Source organism: Undibacterium sp. GW821-FHT11H02, assembly GCF_058808015.1.
In genome coordinates this window covers 63456-88622 of sequence record NZ_JBXARG010000005.1, presented here as the reverse complement: position 1 = coordinate 88622, position 25167 = coordinate 63456, and the positions used below count along the sequence as shown (strand labels likewise).

Annotated in this window: 24 protein-coding genes and 1 pseudogene; 14 read left to right on the top strand and 11 right to left on the bottom strand. The window is 47.2% G+C overall.

The features are described 5' to 3' along the window. Positions 1-174 precede the first annotated feature (174 nt). Positions 175-1140: a magnesium/cobalt transporter CorA gene (corA, locus tag AC1RR2_RS06995; RefSeq protein ID WP_493221574.1), complete on the top strand. Its 966-nt coding sequence runs from the start codon at positions 175-177 to the stop codon at positions 1138-1140. 127 nt (positions 1141-1267) lie between these two features. Here corA and AC1RR2_RS06990 read toward each other — a convergent pair whose 3' ends face one another. Next, the gene (locus AC1RR2_RS06990; RefSeq protein ID WP_493221573.1) at positions 1268-2014 is read right to left on the bottom strand and encodes a TorF family putative porin; all 747 of its coding nucleotides are present in this window, start codon (positions 2012-2014) and stop codon (positions 1268-1270) included. Positions 2015-2184: 170 nt separating this feature from the next. Next, positions 2185-2484 (bottom strand): annotated as a pseudogene (locus tag AC1RR2_RS06985) (winged helix-turn-helix domain-containing protein); the annotation flags it as partial. Positions 2485-2584: 100 nt separating this feature from the next. Between AC1RR2_RS06985 and AC1RR2_RS06980 the strand changes: the two are divergent. From AC1RR2_RS06980 to AC1RR2_RS06970, 3 genes are all read left to right on the top strand, one after another. Then, complete coding sequence (locus AC1RR2_RS06980) at positions 2585-4111, top strand: DUF4118 domain-containing protein (protein ID WP_493221572.1); 1527 nt, start codon at positions 2585-2587, stop codon at positions 4109-4111. After that, a complete protein-coding gene (locus AC1RR2_RS06975) occupies positions 4108-4815 on the top strand; it encodes a response regulator (protein WP_493221571.1) in 708 nt (235 codons plus the stop codon). Before AC1RR2_RS06980 ends, AC1RR2_RS06975 begins: the two co-directional genes overlap by 4 nt. Positions 4816-4882: 67 nt before the next feature. Beyond that, positions 4883-6784 carry a potassium transporter Kup gene (locus AC1RR2_RS06970; RefSeq protein WP_493221570.1) on the top strand — a complete coding sequence of 634 codons (1902 nt, stop codon included), beginning with the start codon at positions 4883-4885 and terminating at the stop codon, positions 6782-6784. Between the two features lie 54 nt (positions 6785-6838). Here the strand turns inward: AC1RR2_RS06970 and AC1RR2_RS06965 are convergent, their stop codons facing one another. After that, complete coding sequence (locus AC1RR2_RS06965; RefSeq protein ID WP_493221569.1) at positions 6839-7234, bottom strand: DUF2845 domain-containing protein; 396 nt, start codon at positions 7232-7234, stop codon at positions 6839-6841. A gap of 323 nt (positions 7235-7557) precedes the next feature. Here AC1RR2_RS06965 and AC1RR2_RS06960 point away from each other — a divergent pair, with 323 nt between their 5' ends. Beyond that, the gene (locus AC1RR2_RS06960) at positions 7558-8427 is read left to right on the top strand and encodes a rhodanese-like domain-containing protein (RefSeq protein ID WP_493221568.1); all 870 of its coding nucleotides are present in this window, start codon (positions 7558-7560) and stop codon (positions 8425-8427) included. 79 nt (positions 8428-8506) lie between these two features. On the opposite strand, the gene AC1RR2_RS06955 is transcribed toward AC1RR2_RS06960, so the two are convergent. Beyond that, positions 8507-9415 carry a C13 family peptidase gene (locus tag AC1RR2_RS06955; RefSeq protein WP_493221567.1) on the bottom strand — a complete coding sequence of 303 codons (909 nt, stop codon included), beginning with the start codon at positions 9413-9415 and terminating at the stop codon, positions 8507-8509. Between the two features lie 245 nt (positions 9416-9660). On the opposite strand from AC1RR2_RS06955, the gene AC1RR2_RS06950 reads away from it, so the two are divergent. After that, positions 9661-10704 (top strand): oxidoreductase, encoded by a 1044-nt coding sequence (locus tag AC1RR2_RS06950; protein ID WP_493221566.1) that lies wholly within the window; start codon positions 9661-9663, stop codon positions 10702-10704. 181 nt (positions 10705-10885) lie between these two features. On the opposite strand, the gene AC1RR2_RS06945 is transcribed toward AC1RR2_RS06950, so the two are convergent. Continuing rightward, positions 10886-12289, bottom strand: a complete 1404-nt coding sequence (locus AC1RR2_RS06945; protein ID WP_493221565.1) for an amino acid permease — start codon at positions 12287-12289, stop codon at positions 10886-10888. A 512-nt stretch (positions 12290-12801) separates the two neighbouring features. Here AC1RR2_RS06945 and AC1RR2_RS06940 point away from each other — a divergent pair. Continuing rightward, positions 12802-13224 carry a MarR family winged helix-turn-helix transcriptional regulator gene (locus tag AC1RR2_RS06940; protein WP_493221564.1) on the top strand — a complete coding sequence of 141 codons (423 nt, stop codon included), beginning with the start codon at positions 12802-12804 and terminating at the stop codon, positions 13222-13224. 95 nt (positions 13225-13319) lie between these two features. Here the strand turns inward: AC1RR2_RS06940 and AC1RR2_RS06935 are convergent, their stop codons facing one another. Next, positions 13320-13757, bottom strand: coding sequence for a hypothetical protein (locus AC1RR2_RS06935; protein ID WP_493221563.1), 438 nt, complete (start codon positions 13755-13757; stop codon positions 13320-13322). 335 nt (positions 13758-14092) lie between these two features. Between AC1RR2_RS06935 and AC1RR2_RS06930 the strand changes: the two genes are divergently transcribed. From AC1RR2_RS06930 to AC1RR2_RS06920, 3 genes are all read left to right on the top strand, one after another. Then, positions 14093-14368, top strand: coding sequence for a nuclear transport factor 2 family protein (locus tag AC1RR2_RS06930; protein ID WP_493221562.1), 276 nt, complete (start codon positions 14093-14095; stop codon positions 14366-14368). 221 nt (positions 14369-14589) lie between these two features. Next, a complete protein-coding gene (locus tag AC1RR2_RS06925) occupies positions 14590-14811 on the top strand; it encodes a nuclear transport factor 2 family protein (RefSeq protein ID WP_493221561.1) in 222 nt (73 codons plus the stop codon). A gap of 39 nt (positions 14812-14850) precedes the next feature. Further along, positions 14851-15729 (top strand): ankyrin repeat domain-containing protein, encoded by an 879-nt coding sequence (locus AC1RR2_RS06920; RefSeq protein WP_493221560.1) that lies wholly within the window; start codon positions 14851-14853, stop codon positions 15727-15729. Positions 15730-15768: 39 nt separating this feature from the next. Here the strand turns inward: AC1RR2_RS06920 and AC1RR2_RS06915 are convergent, their stop codons facing one another. Next, positions 15769-16881 (bottom strand): MBL fold metallo-hydrolase, encoded by a 1113-nt coding sequence (locus tag AC1RR2_RS06915; protein WP_493221559.1) that lies wholly within the window; start codon positions 16879-16881, stop codon positions 15769-15771. Between the two features lie 114 nt (positions 16882-16995). Here AC1RR2_RS06915 and AC1RR2_RS06910 point away from each other — a divergent pair, with 114 nt between their 5' ends. The 3 genes from AC1RR2_RS06910 to AC1RR2_RS06900 all read left to right on the top strand — a co-directional run bounded on the left by AC1RR2_RS06910 (position 16996) and on the right by AC1RR2_RS06900 (position 19588). After that, entirely contained in the window at positions 16996-17604 is a 609-nt protein-coding gene (locus tag AC1RR2_RS06910; RefSeq protein ID WP_493221558.1) for a TetR/AcrR family transcriptional regulator, read from the top strand. Between the two features lie 153 nt (positions 17605-17757). Next, on the top strand, positions 17758-18795 hold the full coding sequence (locus AC1RR2_RS06905) for a M14 family zinc carboxypeptidase (RefSeq protein WP_493221557.1): 1038 nt from the start codon (positions 17758-17760) through the stop codon (positions 18793-18795). Between the two features lie 10 nt (positions 18796-18805). Next, positions 18806-19588, top strand: a complete 783-nt coding sequence (locus tag AC1RR2_RS06900) for an alpha/beta fold hydrolase (RefSeq protein WP_493221556.1) — start codon at positions 18806-18808, stop codon at positions 19586-19588. 11 nt (positions 19589-19599) lie between these two features. Here the strand turns inward: AC1RR2_RS06900 and AC1RR2_RS06895 are convergent, their stop codons facing one another. From AC1RR2_RS06895 to AC1RR2_RS06880, 4 genes are all read right to left on the bottom strand, one after another. Then, the gene (locus AC1RR2_RS06895) at positions 19600-20133 is read right to left on the bottom strand and encodes a DUF1203 domain-containing protein (RefSeq protein WP_493221555.1); all 534 of its coding nucleotides are present in this window, start codon (positions 20131-20133) and stop codon (positions 19600-19602) included. 98 nt (positions 20134-20231) lie between these two features. After that, positions 20232-21239 (bottom strand): serine hydrolase domain-containing protein, encoded by a 1008-nt coding sequence (locus tag AC1RR2_RS06890; protein WP_493221554.1) that lies wholly within the window; start codon positions 21237-21239, stop codon positions 20232-20234. Between the two features lie 50 nt (positions 21240-21289). Then, the gene (locus AC1RR2_RS06885) at positions 21290-22441 is read right to left on the bottom strand and encodes a nuclear transport factor 2 family protein (RefSeq protein WP_493221553.1); all 1152 of its coding nucleotides are present in this window, start codon (positions 22439-22441) and stop codon (positions 21290-21292) included. A gap of 206 nt (positions 22442-22647) precedes the next feature. Further along, positions 22648-23685, bottom strand: coding sequence for an AraC family transcriptional regulator (locus AC1RR2_RS06880; RefSeq protein ID WP_493221552.1), 1038 nt, complete (start codon positions 23683-23685; stop codon positions 22648-22650). 306 nt (positions 23686-23991) lie between these two features. On the opposite strand from AC1RR2_RS06880, the gene AC1RR2_RS06875 reads away from it, so the two are divergent. Continuing rightward, positions 23992-25116 (top strand): SPFH domain-containing protein, encoded by a 1125-nt coding sequence (locus tag AC1RR2_RS06875; RefSeq protein WP_493221551.1) that lies wholly within the window; start codon positions 23992-23994, stop codon positions 25114-25116. Positions 25117-25167: the final 51 nt, after the last annotated feature.

The window sequence follows — 25167 nt, the reverse complement described above, 5'->3', positions numbered from 1 at the left end:
TGACGATTCAAAACTACACAAATAGAGCCGCGATCCGCATACACATCGCATTTTGAACTGCCGCGCCTCTGCGTTTTGGCGTTGAAAGCTTTTCATTTTTGTCCAAAGTCACAAAGTCAAATCAGGTAAGATTTCATATTCAATTGACACCTGCCAAAACGGAGAAATTTACTCATGCTCATTAATTGCGTCGCCTATCAGGAAGGCAAAAAACTGGCAGACATTTTGGTCGAAGATATCAGTGAGTACGTAAAACGTAACGATTGCTTCGTATGGGTCGCATTAAAAGATGCAGAGACCGATGAACTCACGCAGATGCAAGTTGAATTCGGTTTGCATGAATTGGCGGTAGAAGACGCCATGAAAGGTCATCAGCGGCCCAAGATAGAAGAATACGGCGATTCCTTATTCGCGGTGATGCAAACCGTCGAGATAGTCGATGGCGAATTATCCGTCGGTGAGGTCGACGTTTTTGTCGGAGAAAATTATGTACTCTCTACCCGTAATCGTTGTCAGCAAGGTTTTCTCGGTGTGCGAGCCCGCTGCGAACGTGAACCGCATCATTTGATGAAAGGCTCGGCCTTCGTCCTGTATGCCTTAATGGATGCAGTGGTGGATCGTTACTTCCCGGTGGTCGATGCATTGGAATCAGAATTGGAGACCATAGAGGAACACATCTTTACCAAAGGTTCGCAGCGACTAAATATCGAACAACTGTACCAACTCAAACGCAAAGTCATGACACTCAAACATGCGATCGCGCCTTTACTAGAAGCAGTTGGCAAACTCGATGGCGGACGCGTTCCACCGATCTGTGTCGGCACCCAAGAATATTTCAGGGATGTACACGATCACCTGTATAGAATTAACACTTCCATAGAGTCGATCCGGGACACCATCAGCACTGCGATTCAAGTGAGCCTGTCACTGGTGAACATAGATGAGAGTGAAGTCAACAAACGACTCGCGGCTTGGGCCGCGATCTTTGCAGTCGCAACCGCATTCGCTGGCATCTGGGGTATGAATTTTGAACACATGCCGGAGTTAAAATGGGAGTATGGTTATCCCGCTGCGCTCGGCTCGATGATTGGTGTTTGTACTTACCTGTATTATCGTTTTAAAAAATCAGGTTGGCTATAAGTGTCATTCGGAGAACTTCAGGATTCCGCCACACACATGCTTCTACCAAACCTAGTACACATGTGTGGCAAATCGTTCAGTGCTTCAGAACTTCAGACAATCCATTAGACACTTTACAAAAGAATGACTAAAAAGTCTTACTCAACATCGCCACAACAGACGTCTTACCAAGGAATTTTCCATTGGCTGGCGAAGCATAGGCAACCTCTCCAGCATTGGTCCCGATCACCGCTAAAGATGCGCTTAGCACACCAAAATCTTTAGTGACGCCGATCTTCCAATCGGTATATGCGTAAGTATTATTATTCTTCACTGACTGATGACCCGCATGCAAGTTCAACACCAAGCCGCTATCAATTTCAACATTCGCACCGATGTCTAGGTAGCCGCTGTTTTTGCTGTTCGCAAAACCAAACAAATTCGTCGTCGAGTGCGAGTACTTCGCATACGCTGGTCCATAGTTGAGCTGACCGTAAATTTCTGTTGTATTCGCGCTTACAGCCAATCCATTGGATGGATACACGTAAGTCAAAACACCGACGTCATAACTGATGTCACTAGTCAATGAACCGCGCTTACCGGCATACAAATCAATTTCAACGCTACCGCCACCACCGGCGTCTTTGGTCCATTTGATGGTCGAAGCCCAAGCGCCTACATACCAACCGGACGAATTATTCACGTAATCTGCACCGCCTTGCAAAGCGGGTTGCAAACGCGTTTGGGAGATCCCGCGATAACGATAATCCGATGCTAAAGCCGCGTTGAAGCTAACTTCATGCTCTGGTTTAACCACTGGTGCTGCGTCTTGTGCTTGCGCAGCTTGAGTGCTAAACAAAGTCGCGATTGCCGCGGCTAATAGTACTTTTTTCATATTACTTCCTTTCAAATTAACGACTAGGTCGTTCTGGTGAATGTTCTTGTTAAATCAAGTTACGTCAAGAACACAAATATTTCAATTAAAAAATTGAGACGTATAAAGTCCCTATCGACGAATCAATTGATCGTCGATTGCTACTCATCAAGGGATTAATTTATAGCGAGCTAGTGTGGAAGCATCAAACGATATCCAACCGCCGTTTCGGTCAACAAATACTGGGGCTGGGTAGGATCGTCTTCCAATTTTTGCCTCAGGTAACGCATATATATCCTTAAGTAATGACCACTTTCCCCATGCGATGGGCCCCAAACTTCTTTGAGCAATTGCGGATTCGTCACCACTCGCCCCGCGTTGTTGACCAAGACGTTCCGCAATCTAAATTCAGTTGGCCTCAGATGCACCACTTCGTCAGCTTTGGTGACTAATCTGGCCTTCATATCGATCTTCACATCGCCAAATTGCACGATACCACTCAGGTCAACCTCGGGGGCGGGATGTAAACTAAGTGTAAAAATTGCGTTACGCCCTAACACTTTTCTTATGTGTCGTATGTTAGGCTTTCGTATGACATTCACTTTTAACCACATTTTTCGGCACTTACGAGCATGGCTAATCCTGCTCGCATTGCTCACAATGGCAACTTTGCTGTCGTATTTACTTAGCGCTTACGTCAGTTTCACCAGTCAGGCGATGCTGTTTGTGCTGGTCGTGACGATCGCGGCTTATCAATTAGACAGACGACAATCCGTGGTCGGTGCGATTGCTTCCGTTTTGCTGCTGAATTTCTTTTTTGTGCCACCGACCTGGACTTTTCATGTTGAACAGTCTGAGCATTTGATCGCCTTGGGTACGATGTTGATCGTGGCCTTGACCATCAATCAATTGACCACCCGCCTAAAACTAGAAACCGTACTCGCCCACCGCAATGAACAACGCGCGCGCCAGTTGCAAGAGCTAGCGATACATTTGGCGGTTACCGACAGTGTTCCTGCCATTCAGCAGTTCGGGCAACAGGCATTTGAACGCGCCTTTCATGGCAGTAGCCGACTGGTATTAGCGCATGAAGAGATAGAAGGCGAACCCGCATCGATCACACAACAACAGCTAGATGGACTGCAATATTGTATGAAGCACGTGCAGATCCTAGGTGCGGGCAGCTTGCGCTGGGGCGAGCTCGATGACTGGTATATTCCTATAGGCAAGCCTGACAAAATCGTTGGCGCCGTCCTGATACAAGCAGCGCCGCGTGATAACACCGATGACCTCGAACATGCAAAGGCGATTTGCTCTCTACTTGCGCAGGCATTCGAGCGTTTGCAATTAAACGCCAATATGCAAACCGCACAAAATGAAGCGCAAAAACAGCAACTACAGAGCACCTTTCTCGCCGCCATCTCACATGATTTGCGCACACCGCTAGCGGTGATGGTGGCTGCCGCGAGTTCTTTGCAAAGCCAGCGTGATAAGCTCGCTCCCGATCAACAAGATCGCTTGTTACAGAATATGATGGACGAGGCGAATTATCTGAGCAGTGTCGCGGACAACACATTGCAATTGGTACGTCTTACGCATGCAGAAAACAGTCTGCGACGCGATTGGGAATCGATAGAAGAAATCGTCGGCGCTGTTTTGGCAAGGATCAAACAGGGAAATAATGAAACACGTATTCAAGCTACTTTAGAAAAAGACTTACCGCTTTTGCGTCTCGATCCAGTACTGATTGCACAGCTGCTGAGTAATCTACTAGACAACGCATTGAAATATAGTGATGAACTGGTGGAGCTGGACGTCTTCGTTCAACATGAAACGAACCCAGCATCATTGCAAATAGCGATCAGAGACCGCGGCCCCGGTATTCCAGACGCAGAGCATGACAGTATCTTTATCGCTTACTCACGACTAGCAAAGTACGACCAATCCAATCAACGCAGTGCTGGTTTGGGATTGGCGGTCTGCCGTGCAATTGCCAAAGCCCATGACGGCAATTTGGTGGTTCAAAATAGAAACCAGGGTGGCAGCTGTTTTGTACTCACGCTGCCGATTCCCGAACTGCCCCCATTGAAGCCCGAACTAACAATAACGAAGCCATGACGATACGCATCCTCATCGTTGAAGACGATAAAGAAATCCGCAAGCTGATACACGCCAGCCTGAGCATAGAAGGCTTCGAGGTACAAACCGCGACCTCTATCAGCGAAGCGAGTGCCATGCTACAACATGCCCTGCCCGATCTACTATTGCTTGATTTGGGTCTACCCGATGGCGATGGCGAACAGCTAGTGCGCCTGTTACGTAGCCAACATAATTTGCCGATTTTGATTATCTCAGCACGCCATCAAGAAGCACAAAAAATACGTTTGCTCGATGCCGGTGCCGATGACTTTTTAGTGAAGCCCTTCAGCATGCCCGAGCTCTTAGCGCGCATGCGCGTCGCCCTGCGCCATCGGGGCACACGCTTGGCGGCTGCGATCACCGAATATAGGCATCTGGATTTATTTGTCGATTTGGCCAAACATATAGTCACTTTACGCGGGCAAGTCATCCACCTGACACCAACCGAATTCAATTTACTAGCGCGCTTGGTTCGCAGTGCTGGTTATCTGGTCACACATAGGCAATTGCTAAGTGATGTATGGGGGGCGGAGTATATAGAGCATACGCATTATCTACGCCTCTATATGGCGCAACTCAGAGCCAAGATCGAGGATCACCCCGCCGAGCCACGTTATCTGCTCACCGAAACAGGAGTCGGCTATCGACTGGCTAGCTCCGATGACCATTCCAACGATAATTAAGATCCTTATGCCTTCCTAACACCGTAACCAAGACAATCAAAGCCTGTTCAATTTTAGTCAGGTTTTTATGAGTCAGGTATCCAATCATCAAGGCGCTCAAGAGATTCAGCGCGAAAGCGTTGCGGCACTCACTTTGGGCGCGTTAGGCGTAGTCTATGGCGACATCGGCACCAGCCCGCTGTACACCATGAAAGAAATTTTCAGTACCCATACTGGCGTGCCGCTAGACGCATTGCACATCATCGGTGTGGTTTCTGTCATCTTTTGGGGACTCATGACGGTCGTCACTTTGAAATACGTCACACTGATCTTACGTGCCGACAATCGTGGCGAAGGTGGCATCATGGCCTTGACAGCGCTGGCCAGCAAAGCCGCTGGCAGCACCCACTTGCGTCGCGTCGGCCTACTCCTGGTCGGTGTGCTCGGTGCTGCTCTATTCTATGGCGACAGCGTCATCACGCCGGCCATTTCGGTCTTGAGTGCGGTGGAAGGCTTAGAAGTCATTTCACCCAATTTCAAACCTTATGTTTTACCAATTTCAATCGGCGTATTAATCGCCCTATTCGCCATGCAGCGTTATGGTACTTCCGTAGTCGGCAAATTATTTGGTCCTATCATCGTGATTTGGTTTGCCACCCTCGCTGTGTTCGGTGTCATGCAAATCACGCAACAGCCAGCGATTCTTGCTGCACTCAATCCTCTGTATGCGGTGCAATTTCTATGGGAACAAGGCGCACACGTGTTCATCGTCGTCGGCGCTGTGGTACTGGCATTTACTGGTGCTGAGGCCTTGTATGCGGACATGGGGCACTTCGGTAAAAAGCCGATACGGCTGGCCTGGACTGGTTTAGTTTTACCTGCTTTGGCTTTAAACTACATGGGGCAAGGCGCGCTATTGATGCGCGATGCATCGGCGATTAGCAATCCTTTCTTCCAGCTGTTCCCCGATCAAGTGTTAATGCCCGCGGTGATCCTGGCTACCTTAGCGACAGTGATTGCATCACAAGCAGTGATTTCCGGTGCGTATTCGATGACCAAACAAGCCATGCAACTCGGCTTGCTGCCCCGCATGCAAGTCCATTTCACCTCGGTCAAGGAAATTGGCCAAATTTACATACCTAGTGTGAATTGGATTTTATTGGTCGGTGTCTTATTGACCGTACTCGGTTTCGGCAGTTCATCAGCGATGGCAGGTGCTTACGGTATCGCCGTGACCGTCACCATGTTGATCACGACCTTGTTGACCTTCTTCGTGGTGCGCCATGCCTGGAATTATCCTCTCGCATTGGCACTAGGAGCGACAGGTCTCTTCATGACTTTGGATGCCTTATTGGTGGTGTCATGTTCCTTCAAAATCATCGAGGGTGGTTGGTTTCCTTTGGTACTTGGCGCCATCATCTTCACCATCATGGCAACCTGGCGCCGTGGCCGTGAGCTGCTGATCACTCACATACAACAAGATGATCCTGAACTCTTACCTTTCATCACCGCACTCTCAGCCGACGACATGTACCGTGCTGCCCGCACGGCGATTTATGCGGTCGCCAATCCTGACACCGTGCCACAAGCCCTGATGCATAACTTGAAGCACAATCAGGTGCTGCATGAACGCAATCTGATTTTGACCGTGGTGTTCCACGATGTGCCATGGATAGCGGAAACTGAGCGAATACAAGTCGAAGCGCTGGTGCCAGGTTTTTGGAAGGTGAAAGTGAATTACGGCTTTAAAAATGAGCCAGATTTACCGAAAGCCTTAGAGCGCTGTGAACAGCACGGCTTACCTATCAATTTATTTGAAACTTCGTATTTCTTAAGTCGTGAAATCGTGGTACCAACCAAAGGTACTGGTATGGCGCATTGGCGCGAACTCTTGTTTGCACTGATGTCGCGCAATTCTCGCAGTGTGGCAGACTTTTTCCACTTGCCAAATAATTGTGTGATTGAATTGGGAACCCGGGTACAAATCTAAACAAACCAGCGCAAAAAAAAACGAGCCCCTTGGCGAAACCAGGTGCTCGTTTTTTTATTGGCCGTAACCCAGATCTTGTATCTGTTTTAGACGCCCATCTTCGAATGTCAGCAATTGCATAAAGCGTTGCGAACCAAAGTTATACACCCACTCTTCAATCTGAATTTCAATCTCGCGCTCGTACTCAACAGCATTGCGATTGCCTTGCATAGTCACCAGCACTGGCGGCAAGACTTGATTGCCAATCGATTGACGCACCCCAATTCGACGTCGCTCTACTCTTTGATCCTTGGTCGCCGGGCTACCGCACTTTTTCATGACTTCCATTTTGTGCATACCGACATCGATTACGTAAGAGTTGCAGCGAAAGGCAAGCGCTTGTGCTGTATTTGGCATACTAAAAAAGCCAGTGCTTAGCGCGAAAACTAAGGCGTAACGATAAATTTTCATAATGCGGATATAAAAGTAAGTAATGGTCGACACAAACAGAATCGCACGGGAAGAGAGTTTCAACGGTATGAGGATTGATATGGTTGACCGCGTAATTTTTTCAAAATGCGCATGCTAGGGCGACCTCGGTTATTAGGTAAAAGCGACACTTCGATTATTTGTACACAAACCCTACTCAAGCCCTATCGTTTAAAACAAGCATCCTTGCAACTTTACATCAACAAACTAGTCTTCGAGAATTTTTCCAAACAAGCAAAGTAAATTAAGCTAAAAACATGACTTATGATAAACTTTGCTTTCCTCGTCTTCGCTTCTACTTCACTATGAAACACGCTCTCAGTTTCGCCCTCAAAATTGCATCAACCACACTCTTGCTTACAGCGTGTTCACAAATACCAGTCGTACCTATAGAAAAAATCGAACTCAGTGAGACTGCGAAAAAGGCGTTAGAACAGTACAAGAAGTTGGGTGGTAAGAAAGCCTTTGCAGTTGCTAGCAATGGTGCTTATGGTTTTAGCGGCAAACAAAGTTCGAACGAGGCCGCTGTGCGCACGGCACTGAAGCACTGTCAGAATTTTGCTGCTATGCCCTGCCGTATCAGTTATTTAAATGACGTCGCGTTTGAAGCGCAATACCAAAACCATGCGAATGCCTCGCGTAATGCGCTGACCAAGCTCAACACGGATGGCTATCACTACAAACTCTTAGAAAACATGGATTGGCATATTCCCACGCCTAGTCAATTTCGCACGGCTGAGGAAGGCATACATTTTCCGACACCCTTGCATTTAAACGGAATTACCACGCTGCAGACCGATGCCTTGATTGAGAAGATTAAGAGCGGCAACTTGCTGCTGATAGACGCTCGCTATATCAGCGACAATCCTGATCCCAGTTTACCCAACGCCTATTTATTTGATTATGCGGGGCTCGCTTATAGCGATGCGACACAAAATCAAAAAATCTCGCAAGGGATCGACAAAATGATGAAAAAAATCGCCCCAGACAAAGCTCAACCCATCGCGGTGTTTTGCACTTCGGTAGAATGCTGGCTGAGTGTAAATACGGTGATGCGCCTGCAGACTCTGGGCTATACCAATCTGTATTGGTATCGCGGTGGAATTCAGGCTTGGGCTGTCGCCAAACTACCTTTGGTAAATACAGTACCTTTTGTCACCTTCCAAGGTTTGTAAATGATACCGTTCCGGACTTAGAAATAAAAATGGGCACACGTAACCGGTGCCCATTTTCCTAACTCTGAACGATGAACATTTATTCTGTTCTTGCTGCGCTGATGACACTAATTTTCGTATCCGCCATGAGCCAGTCATTTTGTGGTTTTGCGGCCAATGCTTTCATCTTATCACCGATAAAGATCTGCGGCTCTGATGGATCCAGTTTTACTTTTGCCTCAAGTGCCGAGATGCGTTTTTTCGTCATTTCAAACTCGTCGACTAAAGACAATTTTCCATCATGCTTGTCACCAAATAAGGCATCAATGAAGAAAGTATTTTTTGCTAGCGGTTGGCAACCATAAGAGACTTTGTTCTCTGCCGCTGCGGTCAGAATAATCCGGTTTTCGTTTTTTAATGTAGGGATCAATGAACCCGAATGACAAGCCGAGATAATCAAAATGGTCGGCGTATCTTTTAAGGGTGCCAGCGCCGACGCTAAATGGTAGTCCAAAATACTCGCATAATCACGACCACCTATCTGTGTCGCCAACAACTTGGTATAGCCATGGGTCGACAACATAATGGTCACGATATCGCCTTTCTTAACCTGACTTGCAATCGTCTTCACGCTGTCGGTCAGGCTACCCAAGTGAGCAAAAGGCGTTTCAATTTTTTCCTGCTGCAAGGTATTGTCAAATACCAAAGATAAGGTTTGCGGATACTTCTCACGCAAGCGGCTCTCGGTCAATAGAACATCGCCACGAAATGCATTCGAACCCGAATGGAAACCAAATCCGGCAAACCATAATTTAGGGCCCGCCATGCTTGCCGCTTGCTTCAACACTTTCTCTCGCTGCGCCTGCGCTAAGACAATTGAGCTCTGTTGCGCGAGCGGGTTCTCTGGTGTTAAGCCTTGAGGCGCTTTGACTACTGGCGCTGTTTGCAGGCAGCCATTCAATACCAAACAAAGCAAAGGAAAAATAAAAGTAGATCGAAGGAATCGCATAATAGGAATTTGAAAGTAAATGGGCGTCAATTGTTCAATTAATGCAGTTAATTCAGCTGTTTCACATTTCAAATATTATAACTTAAATTAAAATTATTGCATTTCTGTAGCTGTATATACGATACAAATAAAACCGTTTCCGTTTATGATTCGCGGCTCGGAAATCTATTTTCCTGACCCACCGACAATCGGGGATGTCAAAGGTCTCAATTTATCAACCGCATTTACCAACAAGAGTTCACCGCATGGCATCCACATTGAAAGTCGGCATTCTCGGTTATGGCTACGCTACCGCAACCTTCCACGCACCGCTGATCAATGCGGTGCCGGGCTTGGAATTGGTCGCTATTTCGAGTAGCAATGCTGCCAAGGTGCACGCGGACTGGCCGCAACTCGAAGTATGTAAGACGGCAGAAGAACTCATCGCGCGCACCGATATAGATCTGGTGGTGGTTCCCACGCCTAACGATACACATCATGCTTTGGCCGCCCAAGCTTTAGCTGCTGGCAAACACGTGGTAGTGGATAAGCCCTTCACGCTGGATATCGCCGAAGCGCGTGATTTGATTGCGCGTGCTGATGCAGCGCAAAGACTGCTATCGGTGTTTCATAACCGACGTTGGGTCGCGGATTTTTTGACAGTACAAAAGCTATTGGGGTCGGGGCAACTAGGACGTATCACACATTTTGAATCGCACTTCGATCGTTTTCGTCCCGAAGTCAGACAACGCTGGCGCGAAGGCGCCGGCCTTGGTAGTGGTTTATGGTATGACTTGGGACCACACTTACTTGATCAGGCGATTTGTCTATTCGGTATGCCACAGACGATTTATTTAGACCGCATTTTGCAACGCGATGGGGCATTAGCGGATGACTGGTTTCATGCGCTACTCGGTTATGGCGAATTACGCGTGATACTGCATGCCAGTATGTTGGTGGCACACGAAGGACCGCGCTTTATCATACACGGCACTAATGGCAGCTATACCAAAGAGGGCATAGATCCCCAAGAGGACGCACTAAAATCAGGTCAGCGCCCGGGCGACAAAGATTGGGGTATCGATGACACCATGGGCCGACTGGACCTCATGCGTAGCACTTGGATGCAGCACTCACAAGTAGTCAATGAGCGCGGAGATTACACACGCTATTACGCCGCCGTACGTGATGCGATTTTGCACGGCGCGCCCAATCCTGTGCCCGCTACTGAGGCTTTGCAGGTGATGCAATTGCTGGAGGCGGGTATGCTCAGTGCACGTGAAGGTCGTTTGATTGTGCTACATCAGTGAACCGGACCTGAGCTTGATGTCATTACGATCAAGCTAAATATTCAAAAGCTTCAACGCCGAGGCGCTGAGACGTCGAAAAAATGAAAGGAGAGGAAGCAAAAACTATCTTGGATTTTCTCTGAGTTCCTCTGCGCCTCAGTGTCTCTGCGTTGAGGTTTTTTTGGCTTTCTTATTTCTTTTATCACCGCTTACGATACCAAACAAAATACAAAACACTGAGCACTATTAAAAATGGCACACCGGTCGCAAGCGTCATTTTGAATTCTTCAGTAAACGCGGTCGTGATCATCAGGGCCAACATCAAGCCCGCACCGAGCAGAGTCAGCCACGGGAAACCCCACATACGAAATGGCAGCTTAGTCTTGTTGTGTTTATCCCAGTATCGACGAAACATCCAGTGCGTAACGAAAATCATAAACCACGCAAACATGGCACCGAACATGCAGATGGCCATCATCAATACGAAAGACGATTTCGGGTACAAGACGCTTAAGATACCCGCTACTGCAATCCCTGCACACGACAAGAACAGCGCCTGCATAGGCACGCCCTGTCGATTTAATTTACCGAATACTGCCGGTGCAAAACCAGCGCGCGACAGGCTAAACATCATGCGCGTTGCGGTGTAAAGCTGACTATTCATGGCAGATAAAGCGGCAACCAAAATCACAAAATTAATCACCCCCGCCGCACCGGGAATATGTGCCGCCTCCATCGCCGTGACAAACGGGCTCTTGCCCTGCCCCGCTTGTATCCAAGGCACAATCGCCAGCACTAAGATCAAAGTCAATAGATAGAACACGACTAAGCGCACTAGTGCAGAACGGAAAGCGCGTGTGATGGCTTGCTCTGGATCTTTGGCTTCGCCCGCGGCGACAGCGATCATTTCTATACTCAGATAACTAAACAGAGCGACGATTACCGCCAGCCACATGCCAGTCAGGCCCTTGGGGAAAAAGCCGCCATATTGCGTGTAATTAGCGAAGCCTATGGTGCTTATAGTTTGAGGTGAGGACTGCGCGGGTGCAAAAAATACCATCCACGAGCCAAGCACGATGAAGACGACGATCGCGACAATTTTGATCGTGGAGAACCAATATTCTATGGTGCCAAACACATGCACGCTCAAGGCATTCGCAAATACCAAGCTGGCAGAAAATAAGGCTATCCACAACCACGCGGGCGAATCGGGTAACCAATATTGCATATACAAAGCAATCGCCGTGACCTCGGTACCTATCACCAGCACGTTCGCCGCCCAGTAGGCATAGCGCACGACAAAGCCGGCCCATGGACTGACATAATGTTCAGCAAACGCGCCAAACGATCCCGAGGTCGGATGCGCGACCGTCATCTCGGCCAGACAAGCAATCAATAGCAAAGCAATTAAAGCACCGATGGCATAACTCAAGAGTACGCTGGGACCAGCAAAGCTGATCGCAAAACCACTGCCCAAAAATAAACCCGTACCAATCGCACCACCTATCGCCAACATAGACATCTGTTTGCTATTTAGGCTGCGCTTCAAGCCTTGCTCACGCGCTACGATTTGTTCAAAACCGCTGTCATTATTATTGCTCTGCATAGTCGCTCCGTTGATCGCCGACTGCTTATTAGAGTCGGGTGGCGCATTATCCTAGAAACGGCGATTGACCGCTTCAAAGTTAAAGCAAGTCTAAGATTTATCGAGGGATTCAGTCGTCAATTCTTCTCACCATTTTGGTGAGTACGCTACAGGCTCGATTGCACACTTTTCCGCCTCTCTGGACTTCGTTACTCCTCCTATGAACATGGAGGTTCCGTCGTCGTCGCGCCTCGCCAGAGAGGCGGAAAAATGCACACTCGAACCTGTCCAATCGCCGTTTCTAGGATTATAGAACGACCAGACGCGCCAGACGGAAACGCGCTTAGGAAGTGTGGTTCAATTTCACCACGGAGCAGTGCAAGAACTATGAACAATAGGGAATTAAAGAACGAATATATTTGATTAATCCTTGACCAATCAAGCATTAATCAAATACAATGCAATCTTAATGCGATGGCTTTTCAGCATTTCTGCATTTTTTATGACTTTATTTATTCGAAAAAGGAAACCAAATGGCTAGCAACTCCGCGGCGATGCAATTAATCATGTCACTCAGCGTCATACAGACCCAGATGCTAAAAAAGGTCGATCAACAACTGAGTCTGCATGGCATTAGCTTTACCGAATTCACGGTCATGCATCATTTGAACAATGCGCCTAACTACAGCATGCGTCGAATCGATTTAGCAGAAGCGGTCGGTTTAAGCGCATCCGGTGTCACGCGCTTATTACTCCCTATGGAAAAGATTAATCTAGTGGAGAAGGAGCTCAATCCACGTGATGCACGTGTCAGTCTGGTGAAACTGTCAGATGCTGGTATCGCCTTGTTTCAAGACGCCCTGCAAAGTTTTGAAATCGGTGCGACCAACGCGACACGCGGACTTGAAGCTAGCCAAATTCAACAATTGCAAAGCTTACTCGATGTAGTACGTTAATTTGTTTTTGGTCGATGAGTATGGTGTATCGGGTATTGAATTTTCCCCTTCTGCGCCAAAAAACTGGTATGCCGTAGGGGGGCTAAAATTTAGACTCAAATTTCTACGTCGCACACAGGAATAACACTCAGCATTGCTCTGACTTGAAATAATTCTTTGCCTGTAACAAAGACACGATATCGTGAATCAGCAAGGCCCCCAAACGGTATGACATCCTGCCATGCAGCGATGCCGGCAAGGGCTAATTGTTGACACAATGCACCCGCATTTGCTTCAGACTTAAACAATCCCACGCAATGATCATGACGCATTGCCATCACAGCATCGAAGAAAAACACACAAGCTGGCGCTTCCTCACAAGACGAAAAAATGGGCGTGGAATCACGACCACGCTCGGTGTAATAAACCTGCCATTCGATACCCTTTTGCGAGATACAAAGCGCATCAGATACAGTCCCGCGCTTGCCTATAGCATAGAGTGATTGATTGCAGCCCGCTTCATAAAGTCTTTGGCTTAGTTCTTGGATGTTCAACTAATTAATCTCAAAAAAGCTCAATAGTAGCTTGCATCCCAAGAAACCAGGAAGGATTAAAGTCGACCTTGATAGCGTGACTTTGCGCGAATTCGGTAACGCTACCGACGATGGCAAATACGAATGCGATACTTTCTTGCGAATCCTTCCTAACCAAATAGAGCAGCTGCGAATTCTAAACTGAGGGGAAAAATAAGAAAGTTAAGCAAGCTTGCATTACCTGATCTTGACAATGAATTCCTGCGGTCACAAATTCAGGAACTATGTTGTCGTTAGCGTGTCACACTAAGGCAGGTGTTTTTCAGCGTCTTTACTTTTGATGAGAGGATTACATTATGAGCTTGGTAGCATTTATTGTGTCTACAGCGCTATTCGCTACTACTTACCAGATGCCCGCCAGCGAAAGCGACCAGGCGACAATCACAGCGATAGAAGCGACTTGCTTCGATTATGTTGATGGTCAACTGGAAGCAGACCCAGCTCGGGTTGCACGTTCGCTACATCCCGACTTAGCAAAGCGTTCGGTGATCGGTGATACACCTGACGAGAGGCAAGGGCCTGTTGACCTTTATTTTAGGCAAGCGAATGCGCGCAAATGGGCACAGGGCTAGGCGCAAGCTGCGAGGTAGTGCGAGTACTATGAGCAGATTGCAACAACGCCGTGTGCCCATTTGAGCCATTCCCGGAGGGTTTCAATCAAAACGCACGATGGACTGCGTTGCATCTCTTGCTGGGGCGGCCAGCCGCAGCGGCGAGATGCGCCTTGCCATCCTGCGTTTTGATTGAAACGCTTGACTAAAATATAGGTCAACAGGCCCTAGGCCTGCGCCGCATGTCAAAAGAGGAATTAGTGGCACTCACAAAAGACGGTGCTTTGAAAACACCCAAAGAGCAATGGAATCGTACTTGCAAAGTACTCGATGTCAGCGACACTGCCGCTTCGGTCCGCTTAGAGACACCTTGGTTTGTTGACTACTTCCATATGGGACGCTTTGGTGAACGCTGGATCATTGTGAATGCACTGTGGTATAGCAAGCCCAAGAAAATTAAGTGAAAATAGCACGATGAACATCACATCAGGAGCGAGCCCATCATGTTCTACCGATCCCACAAAAATTGTCTGACAGCCATATTGCTGATCGCAGGCATTACCATCCATACTGCCAACTTTGCCTCAGCACAAACTGTCAACCTCGAGGACAAATTACTAGAAGCAGCCCGCCAAGGTAAAAGCCTAGTCTTAAGCGAACTACTCCAATCTGGCGCAAATCCACAGTGGCGCGATAAAGATGGCTATGACGCTTTCGACTATGCGATAGAGCGACATCAATTCGACATCAGTCAGCTTTTGTTAAGGCAAGCGCTAGAGAAGACACTAAAGAAAGTAGAAGACCAAGAATACGTCGACGCGGTCTTGAATCAACAAGTCGTACCAAATCCGAGCATTTCTATGCCAGTCAAAATTGCGCTCTTGCGACTGCTCGCCAATCAAGGAAAAACCAAGGAAGTATTACAATTGATAGCAACTGGCGTGGCGGTGGATGCCGGTGCCGATACGGGCTATACGGCCTTAGCCTTAGCTGTGCGTTGGCAACATAGGGAATTGATCACGCAATTATTGCAAGCGGGAGCCAATCCAAACACCCACACCAATAGCTGCTACCAAACTACGCCTTTAATGGAAGCATCACGCGATGGCAAAATCGACATCGCCAGGCAATTGATTAACAATGGTGCCAAAGTTAACGAGCCGGATAAATTTGGTGACCATGCTTTAAATTGGGCGGCATTTTTTGGCCATGTAGAATTCGCCCAATTATTATTAACACATGGAGCGGATTTAAGCCGCACCGGACAGACCGACGATAACGCATTAGATGTAGCGATACGACAAGGCCATAGCAAGCTAGTTGAACTATTGAGAAATGCCGGTGCCAAACCTCATCTCAAAAAAGTAAACAGCTCGCGCTAGATCACAATGAGGATGGCACATTCACAGCGCCAGCCTTAGTCAAGGTTCAGCCACGACCGAATATAACGAAGCAATTGCAGGCTTTGCTTTATTGGTCGTCTGCGGTGCAGGCAATTGCTCCAACCACCAGCGTTGACCCGCTTGCGCTTCCGCTATATCGACCGCTTCGCCCATCATAGGTGTGCTGATTTTGACTTGATGTCGCTGCGCCAGATCGGCGATACGATCAAAGGGCTCATGCCAAGCATGTAGTGCTAGATCAAAAGTGCCATTGTGAATCGGTAGCAGGCGCTTGCCGCGTAAATCGAGATGTGCTTGCAAACTTTCTTCCGGTTGCATATGCACGTCCGGCCATTGCTTGTCGTAAGCGCCAGTTTCAATCAAGGTCAAATCAAAAGGACCGTATTTTTCACCGATCTCTTTAAAGCCTGCAAAGTAACCCGAATCGCCGCTAAAGAAAATACGCTGATCTTGATTTAAGATAGTCCATGAAGCCCATAAAGTTTGATCACGATCACGCAAACTACGTCCTGAAAAATGTTGCGCCGGTGTCGCCACCAGTTCAACCGCATTTTCAAGACCTTTAATTGACGTGCTTTGCCACCACGCTAATTGCTGAATTTTTTCCTCAGGAATACCCCAAGCGATCAACCTGTCACCCACACCTAGAGGCGTAATAAAATGCTCGACATTATCAGCGAGTTGCAAAATAGCGGCGTGATCTAAATGATCGTAATGATCATGCGACAAAATCACCGCTTTAATCGGTGGTAAGTCGGCGACGCTGATTGGCGCCTGATGGAAGCGCTTAGGTCCCATCCATTGAAACGGCGATGCGCGTTCAGAAAATACCGGATCGGTTAACCAAAACACACCCTGCATCTTCATCAACAAAGTCGAATGTCCCAAGCGATACAAAGTGTTGTCTGGTGCAGTTAATAATTCTTCGCGCGTTAATTCCAGCACCGGAATACTACCTGCTGGCTCGGTATTCTTTGGTTTGTTGAAGAAGAATTTGAAAGCGATTCCCAATGTTTTTAGAAAGCCCGGTTCGCGCAAGGCACGTCCATTTTTGAATTTGGCAGGCGTCACTTTTGTTGATGCTTTTTGATCGGATGTTAAGACAGAATGAGGGGCGCGGCGAACAGTCATAGGGAAATTCCTTCATTAAACAAAAAGTACACTACACAGTGTAGTTTTAAAACTCAATAAAGTAAACTACTTAGTGTAAAATTTGCGTAATTTCTTAAATCTCGAATGAAAGCCATGTCCACGCCTCTACGCCAAACCGATCGTAAACGTATTGCGATTTTGCAAGCTGCCATTGCTGAGTTTCGCAGCAACGGCTTTGAAGCCACCAGCATGGACAAAATTGCCGCCACGGCAGAGGTCTCCAAGCGCACCGTGTATAACCATTTTCCCGGCAAAGAAGATTTATTCGCGGCGATCTTGATGCACTTGTGGGAAAGCGCCTCAGCACAGAATGAGTTCACGTATCAAAAAGAGCGCACGCTCAAAACGCAGCTACAAGAATTTTTAAACAAAAAAATGCACATGATGTGCGACCAGGATTTCATGGATCTGGTTCGCGTCGCCGTCGCCGCCACCATACACACGCCAGAACGCGCACGCGACATGGTGGATAGACTCAACACACGCGAAGAAGGCATCGTCGCCTGGATCAAAGCCGCACAGGCCGACAAAAAACTCAAAGCGGGTGACGCCATCTTGATGGGCGATATGCTGCAAGGTCAATTAAAGTCCCTAGCCTTCTGGCCGCAAATCGCCATGGGACAACCCCTACTCACAGAGGCTCAACAGAAAAAAATCATACAACTGACAGCAGATATGTTTTTGCAGTATTACGAAAAATAAAATGCTAGTTATTAAGGAATGGCATCAAAAAACTGAACAAGACCTAAAATCTTGCTTTCAATATTCGACTACACTAGCATGGTTGACTTGGGCTAATTGCTGAACTGCAATTAGACAGCTAAATTCGCACGTTTCTGAAAGTCTGCATCGACTATGCCTGCACTCCCAGAATTACAAGAACTTGAGCGCCTCATACAATTGGGGAAAAACCATCTCGAAGTTAATATCGCTTGTGAGGTACAGGTCCAGCATAAGTGTTTTCCAGTATATCAATTAGCACTCGGCAATCCTGATCCGCAGCTTCCCGCCATAGGATTTTTTGGCGGCATTCATGGCTTAGAACGTATAGGTACACAAGTGTTACTGAGCTATTTGCGTGGCTTACTTTCACAGTTGGCGTGGGATAAAAGTTTGCAACAATTATTGCAGCAAGTACGTTTAATATTCATGCCGCTCATCAATCCTGGTGGCATGTGGAAATCGACACGCGCTAATCCGAATGGGGTAGATTTAATGCGAAATGCGCCGGTCGACGCCCAGGGCAAAGTCCCCTTCTTGTTGGGCGGACATAGGGTTAGTCCGCGTCTGCCCTGGTATCGCGGCAGTATCGGTGCCGAGATGGAGATTGAGAATCAGGCGCTGTGCAAAGTGGTTCGCGAGCAGCTCTTGCCTCGTCAGTTTAGTATAGCGATTGATTGCCATTCTGGTTTTGGTTTGGTCGATAGAGTCTGGTTTCCACATGCACATAGCCAACATCCAATTCCACATCTGGCAGATATTTTGCGTCTGGAAGAATTGTTTCAAGAAACTCACCCGCACCACCGTTACCTGTTCGAACCACAAAGTCTGCAATACAAAACCCACGGCGATATCTGGGACTATCTGTATTTACACCACCAAGAACTAACGACAAACGCAAGCACAGCGACTAGCAAGCCCAATACGTTTTTGCCTTTAACTTTAGAAATGGGTTCTTGGTTATGGGTAAAGAAAAATCCCCGTCAATTATTCTCAAGGCATGGGATGTTCAATCCTACGGCAGAACATCGATTGCATCGTGTATTGCGACGCCACGCATCATGGCTGGATTTTTTGGTACGGGCTGGCTGTGGCTATCAAAATTGGATGAGCACAGGTCCGCAACGCCTGCGCTTGCAAGAGCGCGCCGTTGCACGTTGGTACCGTTCATGAAAGAGCGAAAATGACGACTTGGGTATTATTGCGAGGCTTAATGCGGGAATCGCGTCATTGGGGTGAGTTTCCACATCAATTACAAAAAGTGATAAGCGATGAAGATATTGTCTGTCTCGATTTTCCTGGAAATGGCGCGCTTTTCAAGCAAAACAGCCTGACTACCATTCCTGAAATGGCGAACCATTGTCGCCAACAATTACTGGCAAAAGGATGCAAACCGCCCTATCACGTATTGGCCATTTCACTCGGTGCGATGGTCGCGGTGGCATGGGCAGACTCATTTCCTGATGAGCTGGAATCGCTGATCTTAATCAATACCAGCATGGCGCCGCACAATCCTTTTTTTGAGCGACTGCGTCCACAAAATTATCCACGTTTGTTACGCACTCTATTATTCGGTAATACCCAAAAACGCGAAGCACTGATTCTTAAGTTGACCAGTCAAATGACCGACAAGAATACTGGAATCACCACCATCGACCAATGGATACATTACGCACGTGAATGTCCTACAAAGCGCAGCAATATTCTGCGTCAGTTACGCGCCGCCTCACAGTTTCAAGCGCCCAAACGCGCGCCCATATCAGCAATCTTACTTTTGGCGGCACAACAAGATCAATTAGTGGACGTGCATTGCTCTCAAACCTTGGCCGAAAAATGGCAAGTTCCATTGCGTCTCCATCAGCAAGCCGGACATGACCTGCCTTTGGATGATAGCCCATGGGTGATCAAGACAATTCAAACATGGCGTAGAGATATTTTAGGCGATAAGGAATTTGATGTCGCTTAGACGTGACAATGTCAAGAGCACGCCCGTTCAATTCGGCATGCGTAACAACCGTATGTAGGAAATCTGACTAAGACAAATTCAACTTCCTGCTTAGCCAACAAACTTTGCAAGTCCTCTTCGCATTGCAGCGGCGTAGTAAGACAGGCGTCAACAATACGCTCTTGCGCTGAATAAGCACGTAGAACGAATTGTTGTCCAAGGTAATGCTGCGCTATGAGCCCCGGTAGGCGCTGGGGACGTACTTGCGTATTCTTATATTCATGTTCATGGGCACGAATAAAAATAGGACCATATTCCTTATACGGACCGGCGACCTCAAACGGGCAGTAACTTGCCAAAATCAATTCCTCACCAGCCGTTGCCCTATGTAAGCTATCCCGACACGGCTCACCGCCACGCGCAATCAGGTGCTCTACAGCTTGACCTTGATCATCCACGCTCAACTCGCGGACGCGCTGTATGAATGTCGGTTTAACAGGAATGATTTTGTAAGACAAATCGGATGGCGCTTTTTGTTCTATGCTTTGTTCTACTCTTTGTTCCATGCTTTGCACCATTTACGTTACGGTTGAAGAGCTGACATTGTCAGACATCAGCGCCAATAATGATCGCCAAATTCGGACATGCAATTAGGGTCTTCTCATCAAGGAATCGCCTCCGCCATCAATAGAAGTCGATTGACTATCGCATCCAAACCAGGTCGCTGCACACTGGGAATAAACATGGCATTCGCTAACAAAATCAATGTCATCTTCTTTTGTGGCACTTGCCGATAGGCCGTAGCCATGCCACCAGTAAATCCATATGTCGCCACACCGTTCAATTCAATCAAATCCCAGCCATGAGCGAAATTTCTGGGCTTAGCGTAGACAAAAGGCTGACGCAATCTAGCAAAGCTGGAGGTTGAAAGTATGGCGCCCGCATCTAATTTCTTATTCCATTCAAGAACAGCTTCCATACTCAAATTCAAACCAGCCGCACCGTAATTGTAGTGAGGGAAATGCCAATTGCGCTTGGTCAACTTGTCACCGACATTGTTATATCCCGAACTAAAATTAGGCTTGACCGCGAGATGATTGCCCTCAAAAAATGCAGAAGCTTGCGTTCCTGAAAACTGAGTTTCCATGATGTAGGAACTCAAGCTTTGCCCTAGTATCTTTTGAAAAATACGATTGAGTAGCCAATAATTCGTTTGGTTGTAATCAAACTGAGCGCCGGGTTTGAATAGAATCGGCTTCGCATACACCGCTTGCTGTGCCTCAATTTCAGGTAAATTTTCGTACGCAACGATATCGGGCAAACCCGAAGAATGACTGAGTAAATGTTCAACTTTTACCTCGCGCCACACCTCAGGCAAATCCGTTAAAAAATTCACCAGCTTGCTATCTAGCGACAACTTGCCTTGCTCTATCAGTTGATGAACCGCGACTGCCGAAAAAATCTTGGTACTTGAAAATAGAGGAAACACGGTGTCATCTGAAACAGGCACGGAGAATTCTAAATTTGCCAGCCCATAATTACCTCTGTGTATAAGCTTGCCATCTCTAACCATCGCCAGCGCTAGGCCGGGTATGCGATGCGATTGCTGTATCTCTTGTACATAACGAACAATCTCGTTCTCGCTTTGAGATCGAGCATGAACATGGGGCATACTGAATAACAATAAACAGAGAAAGCAAACTCGCGCTAAACAGATCAACATTATTTCTTCTCATCCAGTAAGCGAATCACCGCTTCAGCCACCGCAACCGAGGATTCCCAATTCATCCCAGTCACCAGACGTCCATCGACCTCAATATGACTTGAACCATTCGCGCCAGAGGTGAATTTTCCTTTGCGTTGCTTAATCGTCGTTTCTAGCGAAAAAGGGTAGGCCTTAAAAATGGGCGATTGTTGATTCAGGTAGCGATCCGGAAAACTAGTCAGTAATTTATCACTCAGTAAAAATGTCCCATCACGCTGTTTCAAATTACTAATACCTTGGGTACCCTGGCAAATCGCTGCAATCACACCGCCTTGCTGCTCATAAATCTGCATGGCAATCGCTTGTATAGCCGGATTATCGGCAATCTCAATAATGGCGGAACCGCCACCGATATAATTAATGGCAGCGTAATCCTTCGCTGCGATCTCGGTGGGATGTTTGGTATGCGACAGCGCCCACATAAAATCTCGGTCATAGAGATGCTGCCTCTGCACCGTATCTGAGGTATTGATCATTTCCAAAGGGACAGAACCGCCCTGCTGGCTGACGAAATCAACGGCATAACCCGCTTTGATAAAGGTCTGATACGCGTACGCTAGCTCGGGGAAATTATTCCCTGTATTCACCGAGGTTCCAGGATATTGCTGCGCATTAGACACGACAAACAAAATCTTACGGCCGTGCTGTGGTGTATTTTCTCGAATGGCCGACTTACTAATGATTTGCCAAGTACCTTGAATTTTCTTGAGTAAAAATACATCGACAAAGCGTATACCTGGCTTTAATAGTAAGATTTCTGCTTTCGCAGTGGCGACGTCGCCCGTCACTTCCATACTAATTAAGCGGCCAATTCGCCCATTAAATTCCCCTTTCTTTTCTGCGGGGAAAAGTTGCGAGTATTCCAACGCACCCATTTCGCGCAAGGCATCGTCTTTGCCGGGCAAATATAGACGAGCATTGACGTAAAAAGCTTTGCTGATCTGGCTTTGATCGTTATAACTGGTTCCATTCAAGTACCAGTGTATGGCTTGTTTAATGCCTTTTTCTTCCTCATTGTCAGCCACTACAGACGTAGCGAGACTCCGGTCGACTACCGCAAACCAACAACAAAACATAAAAAGAAACCGTACAAAGAAAATTTGATTCATCGCTTCACCTTAATCCGAAAAATATTTGTTCATTCATTGTTCAAATACAAATCGGTGTTCAGAGCTGACTGACTTTTCAAAAACGTCAAAAGCGCAGCGGCTATGAACACCTGATTTGCAGGTGCTCAATGTAAGATAGGTAGGAAGGTTTGCTGTTCCAAACCATGATTCAGGATTACAGAATCATAATTTCGGAGGGTATTGCACTATGAGGCGGACGCAGCGCGATAGTTGGCAGGTGTCTGTCCGGTGATTTTCTTAAACGCAGCGAAGAAGGTGGAATTGGAGTTGAAGCCACAACGCTCAGCGACTAGTTCCATGTTCAAATGTGACTCGTTGAGCAACAGTTTCTTGGCATGGTCGATACGAAACTCGTTCACATAAAGATTAAAACTTTTATTGAGTTTATCGTTTAAGACTTGCGAAACGGTGGTTTGCAAACTTCCGACTTTTTTGGCCAAGAGTGCCAGAGTTAAATTCGGATTCAAATATAATTGTTGTTCATTCATGACTTGATTCAATGACGTCAATAAGGTAAGTGCGTCGTCTTCTGTCAATTTGCGTTTTTGATACTTTTCTTTTTTACCCGTCTCTACCAGCGCTTCATTGCGCAACATCAATACGACAACCGTGATGTGTACGGAGAAGGTAAATGATAAGGCGCCGACGATGTATGAGGTTAACGGGGTACTCAGGTATGCGATCAAAATCAAGCAGCTACTGCAATAAGCACTCAAGAGAAGTAAGGTGCTGCGGGGCATGCGCCCTACATCATCAAACAAAATCGCACGTGATCGCCACAATTGCCACCCGGCCGCCAACAAATATAAGAACCAAAAAGCATGTATGCCATAAGTAGAATGGCGCCAGATAAAACGATACTCGGCATACGGAAAGAGCACACCAAGAGCGATCACAAAAAAGGACAAGCCAAGATGCCAGCGCCATTCGCGCCCCGCAGCCTCTTGTCGTAAATCGCTCAGATGATAATGCACATAAAGGTAGGTCAAAGGTCCAATCAGCAAACACGCCGATAAACCAAACTGTAAAAATTCAACCGCAAGATTTGGGTTGAAAAAGTAGAAAGTCGATTTGGCGGTACGCACTGAGATCGCTAGTAATAAGGCGCCCAACATACTATTTGCCAAGCGATGCGGACGGCGACTAAAAAAATAGATCGCCAAAAAAATGCCGTTCATCGCGCCAAGGGCGCTGAATAAGAATAAGAATTGACCTGAGATCATTGGTGAATGCTAAAGAAATAACAGCAAATGAAATTCGCGAGTATAAACTTATTCGTTATTGAGCAGTCACTTATCAATCAGCAATGAATTCAAGCCGAATAATTCATTCACGCTTGAAATTACCCAACAGGCAGCCCGCGTAGACAGTAACACAGCACTTGTGATCCTGTGCCAAATAGGCAATACTACAATGCTAGTAAAATGCTGAATGCGATGTCATCCTGCAAGGTCTGCTGAATAGCACTTACATGAACTTACTAGTAAATCTGGCGCAATTTCGTTTTAAATTGAAGATTGGAGAACACCATGGGACTGTGGAATAAACTAAGTAATGAATTCATCGATATCGTCGAATGGTTAGACGACAATCCCAATGTGATGGTGCATCGCTTCGAGCGCTACCAGAACGAAATCAAAATGGGCGCAAAACTCACCGTGCGTGAAGGTCAAGTTGCTGTCATGGTCAACGAAGGTCAGATGGGCAAGGGACAAGTGGCCGATGTATTCATGCCTGGCATGTATGATCTGAGCACTGAGAACATGCCGCTTCTCAGCACCATCAAAGGCTGGAAATATGGTTTCAACAGCCCATTCAAAGCCGAAGTCTACTTCTTTAAAACCACGCGTTTCACCAATTTAAAATGGGGAACCGCTGGTCCGGCAACCATGCGCGATCCTGAATTTGGGGTCGTCCGTGTCACCGCATTTGGTATTTACGGCTTGCGCATTCGCGATGCGAAAACGGTGTTATTGGAATTGGTCGGTACACAGGCTGACTTTACCATTCAAGACATCGAAGAAAATCTGCGCGGCAAAATTGGCTTGCGCATCAAAGAAGTCATGCCCGAAATCGGCGTGCCGGTGATTGACTTAGAAAGCAAAGTGAGTGTCGTTGGCCAGCGCATACAAGAAAAAATTGCAGGTGATTTTGAACAATACGGCTTAGAACTGTGCGAAGTCCAAGTTCAAGATATAGGCCTGCCAGAGGAAGTTGAAAAAGCGATCGACCAACAAGGTGCGATGCGCGCCATCGGCAATATGCAACAATTCGCCCAGTACCAAGGCGCACAGGCCTTACGTGATGCAGCACAAAATCCCGGCATGGCAGGCGCCATGATGGGGGTTGGTGTGGGCGGTATGTTAAATCAAAGCATGGGCAATCTGTTTCAAGCGAATCCTGCGCCTAGCACAGCGACTGCGGGAGCAACTCCACCACCGTTACCGGGAGCGACGCCTTATTTCGTCGCTATCAACGGCGCACAAGCTGGACCTTTCGAGCGCACAGCATTGCAAACACAGGTCACCAATGGCGCCTTAACACGCGACAGTCTGGTCTGGCGCCAAGGTATGGCGGCATGGGCGAAAGCTGGTGATCAGACAGATTTGCAAGATCTGTTTGCGGCATTGCCCCCACCGCTACCACCACAATAAACTATTGGCAGTACCGATCTCACATCGAATGAATATCGTTCGATGTAAGAT

Coding starts and splice junctions, on each gene's coding strand:
- AC1RR2_RS06940 (WP_493221564.1), top strand. CDS start 12,802: ATGGCTAGCAACTCCGCGGCGATGCAATTAATCATGTCACTCAGCGTC.
- corA (WP_493221574.1), top strand. CDS start 175: ATGCTCATTAATTGCGTCGCCTATCAGGAAGGCAAAAAACTGGCAGAC.
- AC1RR2_RS06895 (WP_493221555.1), bottom strand. CDS start 20,133: ATGGAACAAAGAGTAGAACAAAGCATAGAACAAAAAGCGCCATCCGAT.
- AC1RR2_RS06955 (WP_493221567.1), bottom strand. CDS start 9,415: ATGCGATTCCTTCGATCTACTTTTATTTTTCCTTTGCTTTGTTTGGTA.
- AC1RR2_RS06875 (WP_493221551.1), top strand. CDS start 23,992: ATGGGACTGTGGAATAAACTAAGTAATGAATTCATCGATATCGTCGAA.
- AC1RR2_RS06960 (WP_493221568.1), top strand. CDS start 7,558: ATGAAACACGCTCTCAGTTTCGCCCTCAAAATTGCATCAACCACACTC.
- AC1RR2_RS06890 (WP_493221554.1), bottom strand. CDS start 21,239: ATGCCCCATGTTCATGCTCGATCTCAAAGCGAGAACGAGATTGTTCGT.
- AC1RR2_RS06900 (WP_493221556.1), top strand. CDS start 18,806: ATGACGACTTGGGTATTATTGCGAGGCTTAATGCGGGAATCGCGTCAT.
- AC1RR2_RS06885 (WP_493221553.1), bottom strand. CDS start 22,441: ATGAATCAAATTTTCTTTGTACGGTTTCTTTTTATGTTTTGTTGTTGG.
- AC1RR2_RS06975 (WP_493221571.1), top strand. CDS start 4,108: ATGACGATACGCATCCTCATCGTTGAAGACGATAAAGAAATCCGCAAG.
- AC1RR2_RS06965 (WP_493221569.1), bottom strand. CDS start 7,234: ATGAAAATTTATCGTTACGCCTTAGTTTTCGCGCTAAGCACTGGCTTT.
- AC1RR2_RS06880 (WP_493221552.1), bottom strand. CDS start 23,685: ATGATCTCAGGTCAATTCTTATTCTTATTCAGCGCCCTTGGCGCGATG.
- AC1RR2_RS06970 (WP_493221570.1), top strand. CDS start 4,883: ATGAGTCAGGTATCCAATCATCAAGGCGCTCAAGAGATTCAGCGCGAA.
- AC1RR2_RS06920 (WP_493221560.1), top strand. CDS start 14,851: ATGTTCTACCGATCCCACAAAAATTGTCTGACAGCCATATTGCTGATC.
- AC1RR2_RS06930 (WP_493221562.1), top strand. CDS start 14,093: ATGAGCTTGGTAGCATTTATTGTGTCTACAGCGCTATTCGCTACTACT.
- AC1RR2_RS06905 (WP_493221557.1), top strand. CDS start 17,758: ATGCCTGCACTCCCAGAATTACAAGAACTTGAGCGCCTCATACAATTG.
- AC1RR2_RS06915 (WP_493221559.1), bottom strand. CDS start 16,881: ATGACTGTTCGCCGCGCCCCTCATTCTGTCTTAACATCCGATCAAAAA.
- AC1RR2_RS06945 (WP_493221565.1), bottom strand. CDS start 12,289: ATGCAGAGCAATAATAATGACAGCGGTTTTGAACAAATCGTAGCGCGT.
- AC1RR2_RS06990 (WP_493221573.1), bottom strand. CDS start 2,014: ATGAAAAAAGTACTATTAGCCGCGGCAATCGCGACTTTGTTTAGCACT.
- AC1RR2_RS06925 (WP_493221561.1), top strand. CDS start 14,590: ATGTCAAAAGAGGAATTAGTGGCACTCACAAAAGACGGTGCTTTGAAA.
- AC1RR2_RS06980 (WP_493221572.1), top strand. CDS start 2,585: ATGACATTCACTTTTAACCACATTTTTCGGCACTTACGAGCATGGCTA.
- AC1RR2_RS06910 (WP_493221558.1), top strand. CDS start 16,996: ATGTCCACGCCTCTACGCCAAACCGATCGTAAACGTATTGCGATTTTG.
- AC1RR2_RS06950 (WP_493221566.1), top strand. CDS start 9,661: ATGGCATCCACATTGAAAGTCGGCATTCTCGGTTATGGCTACGCTACC.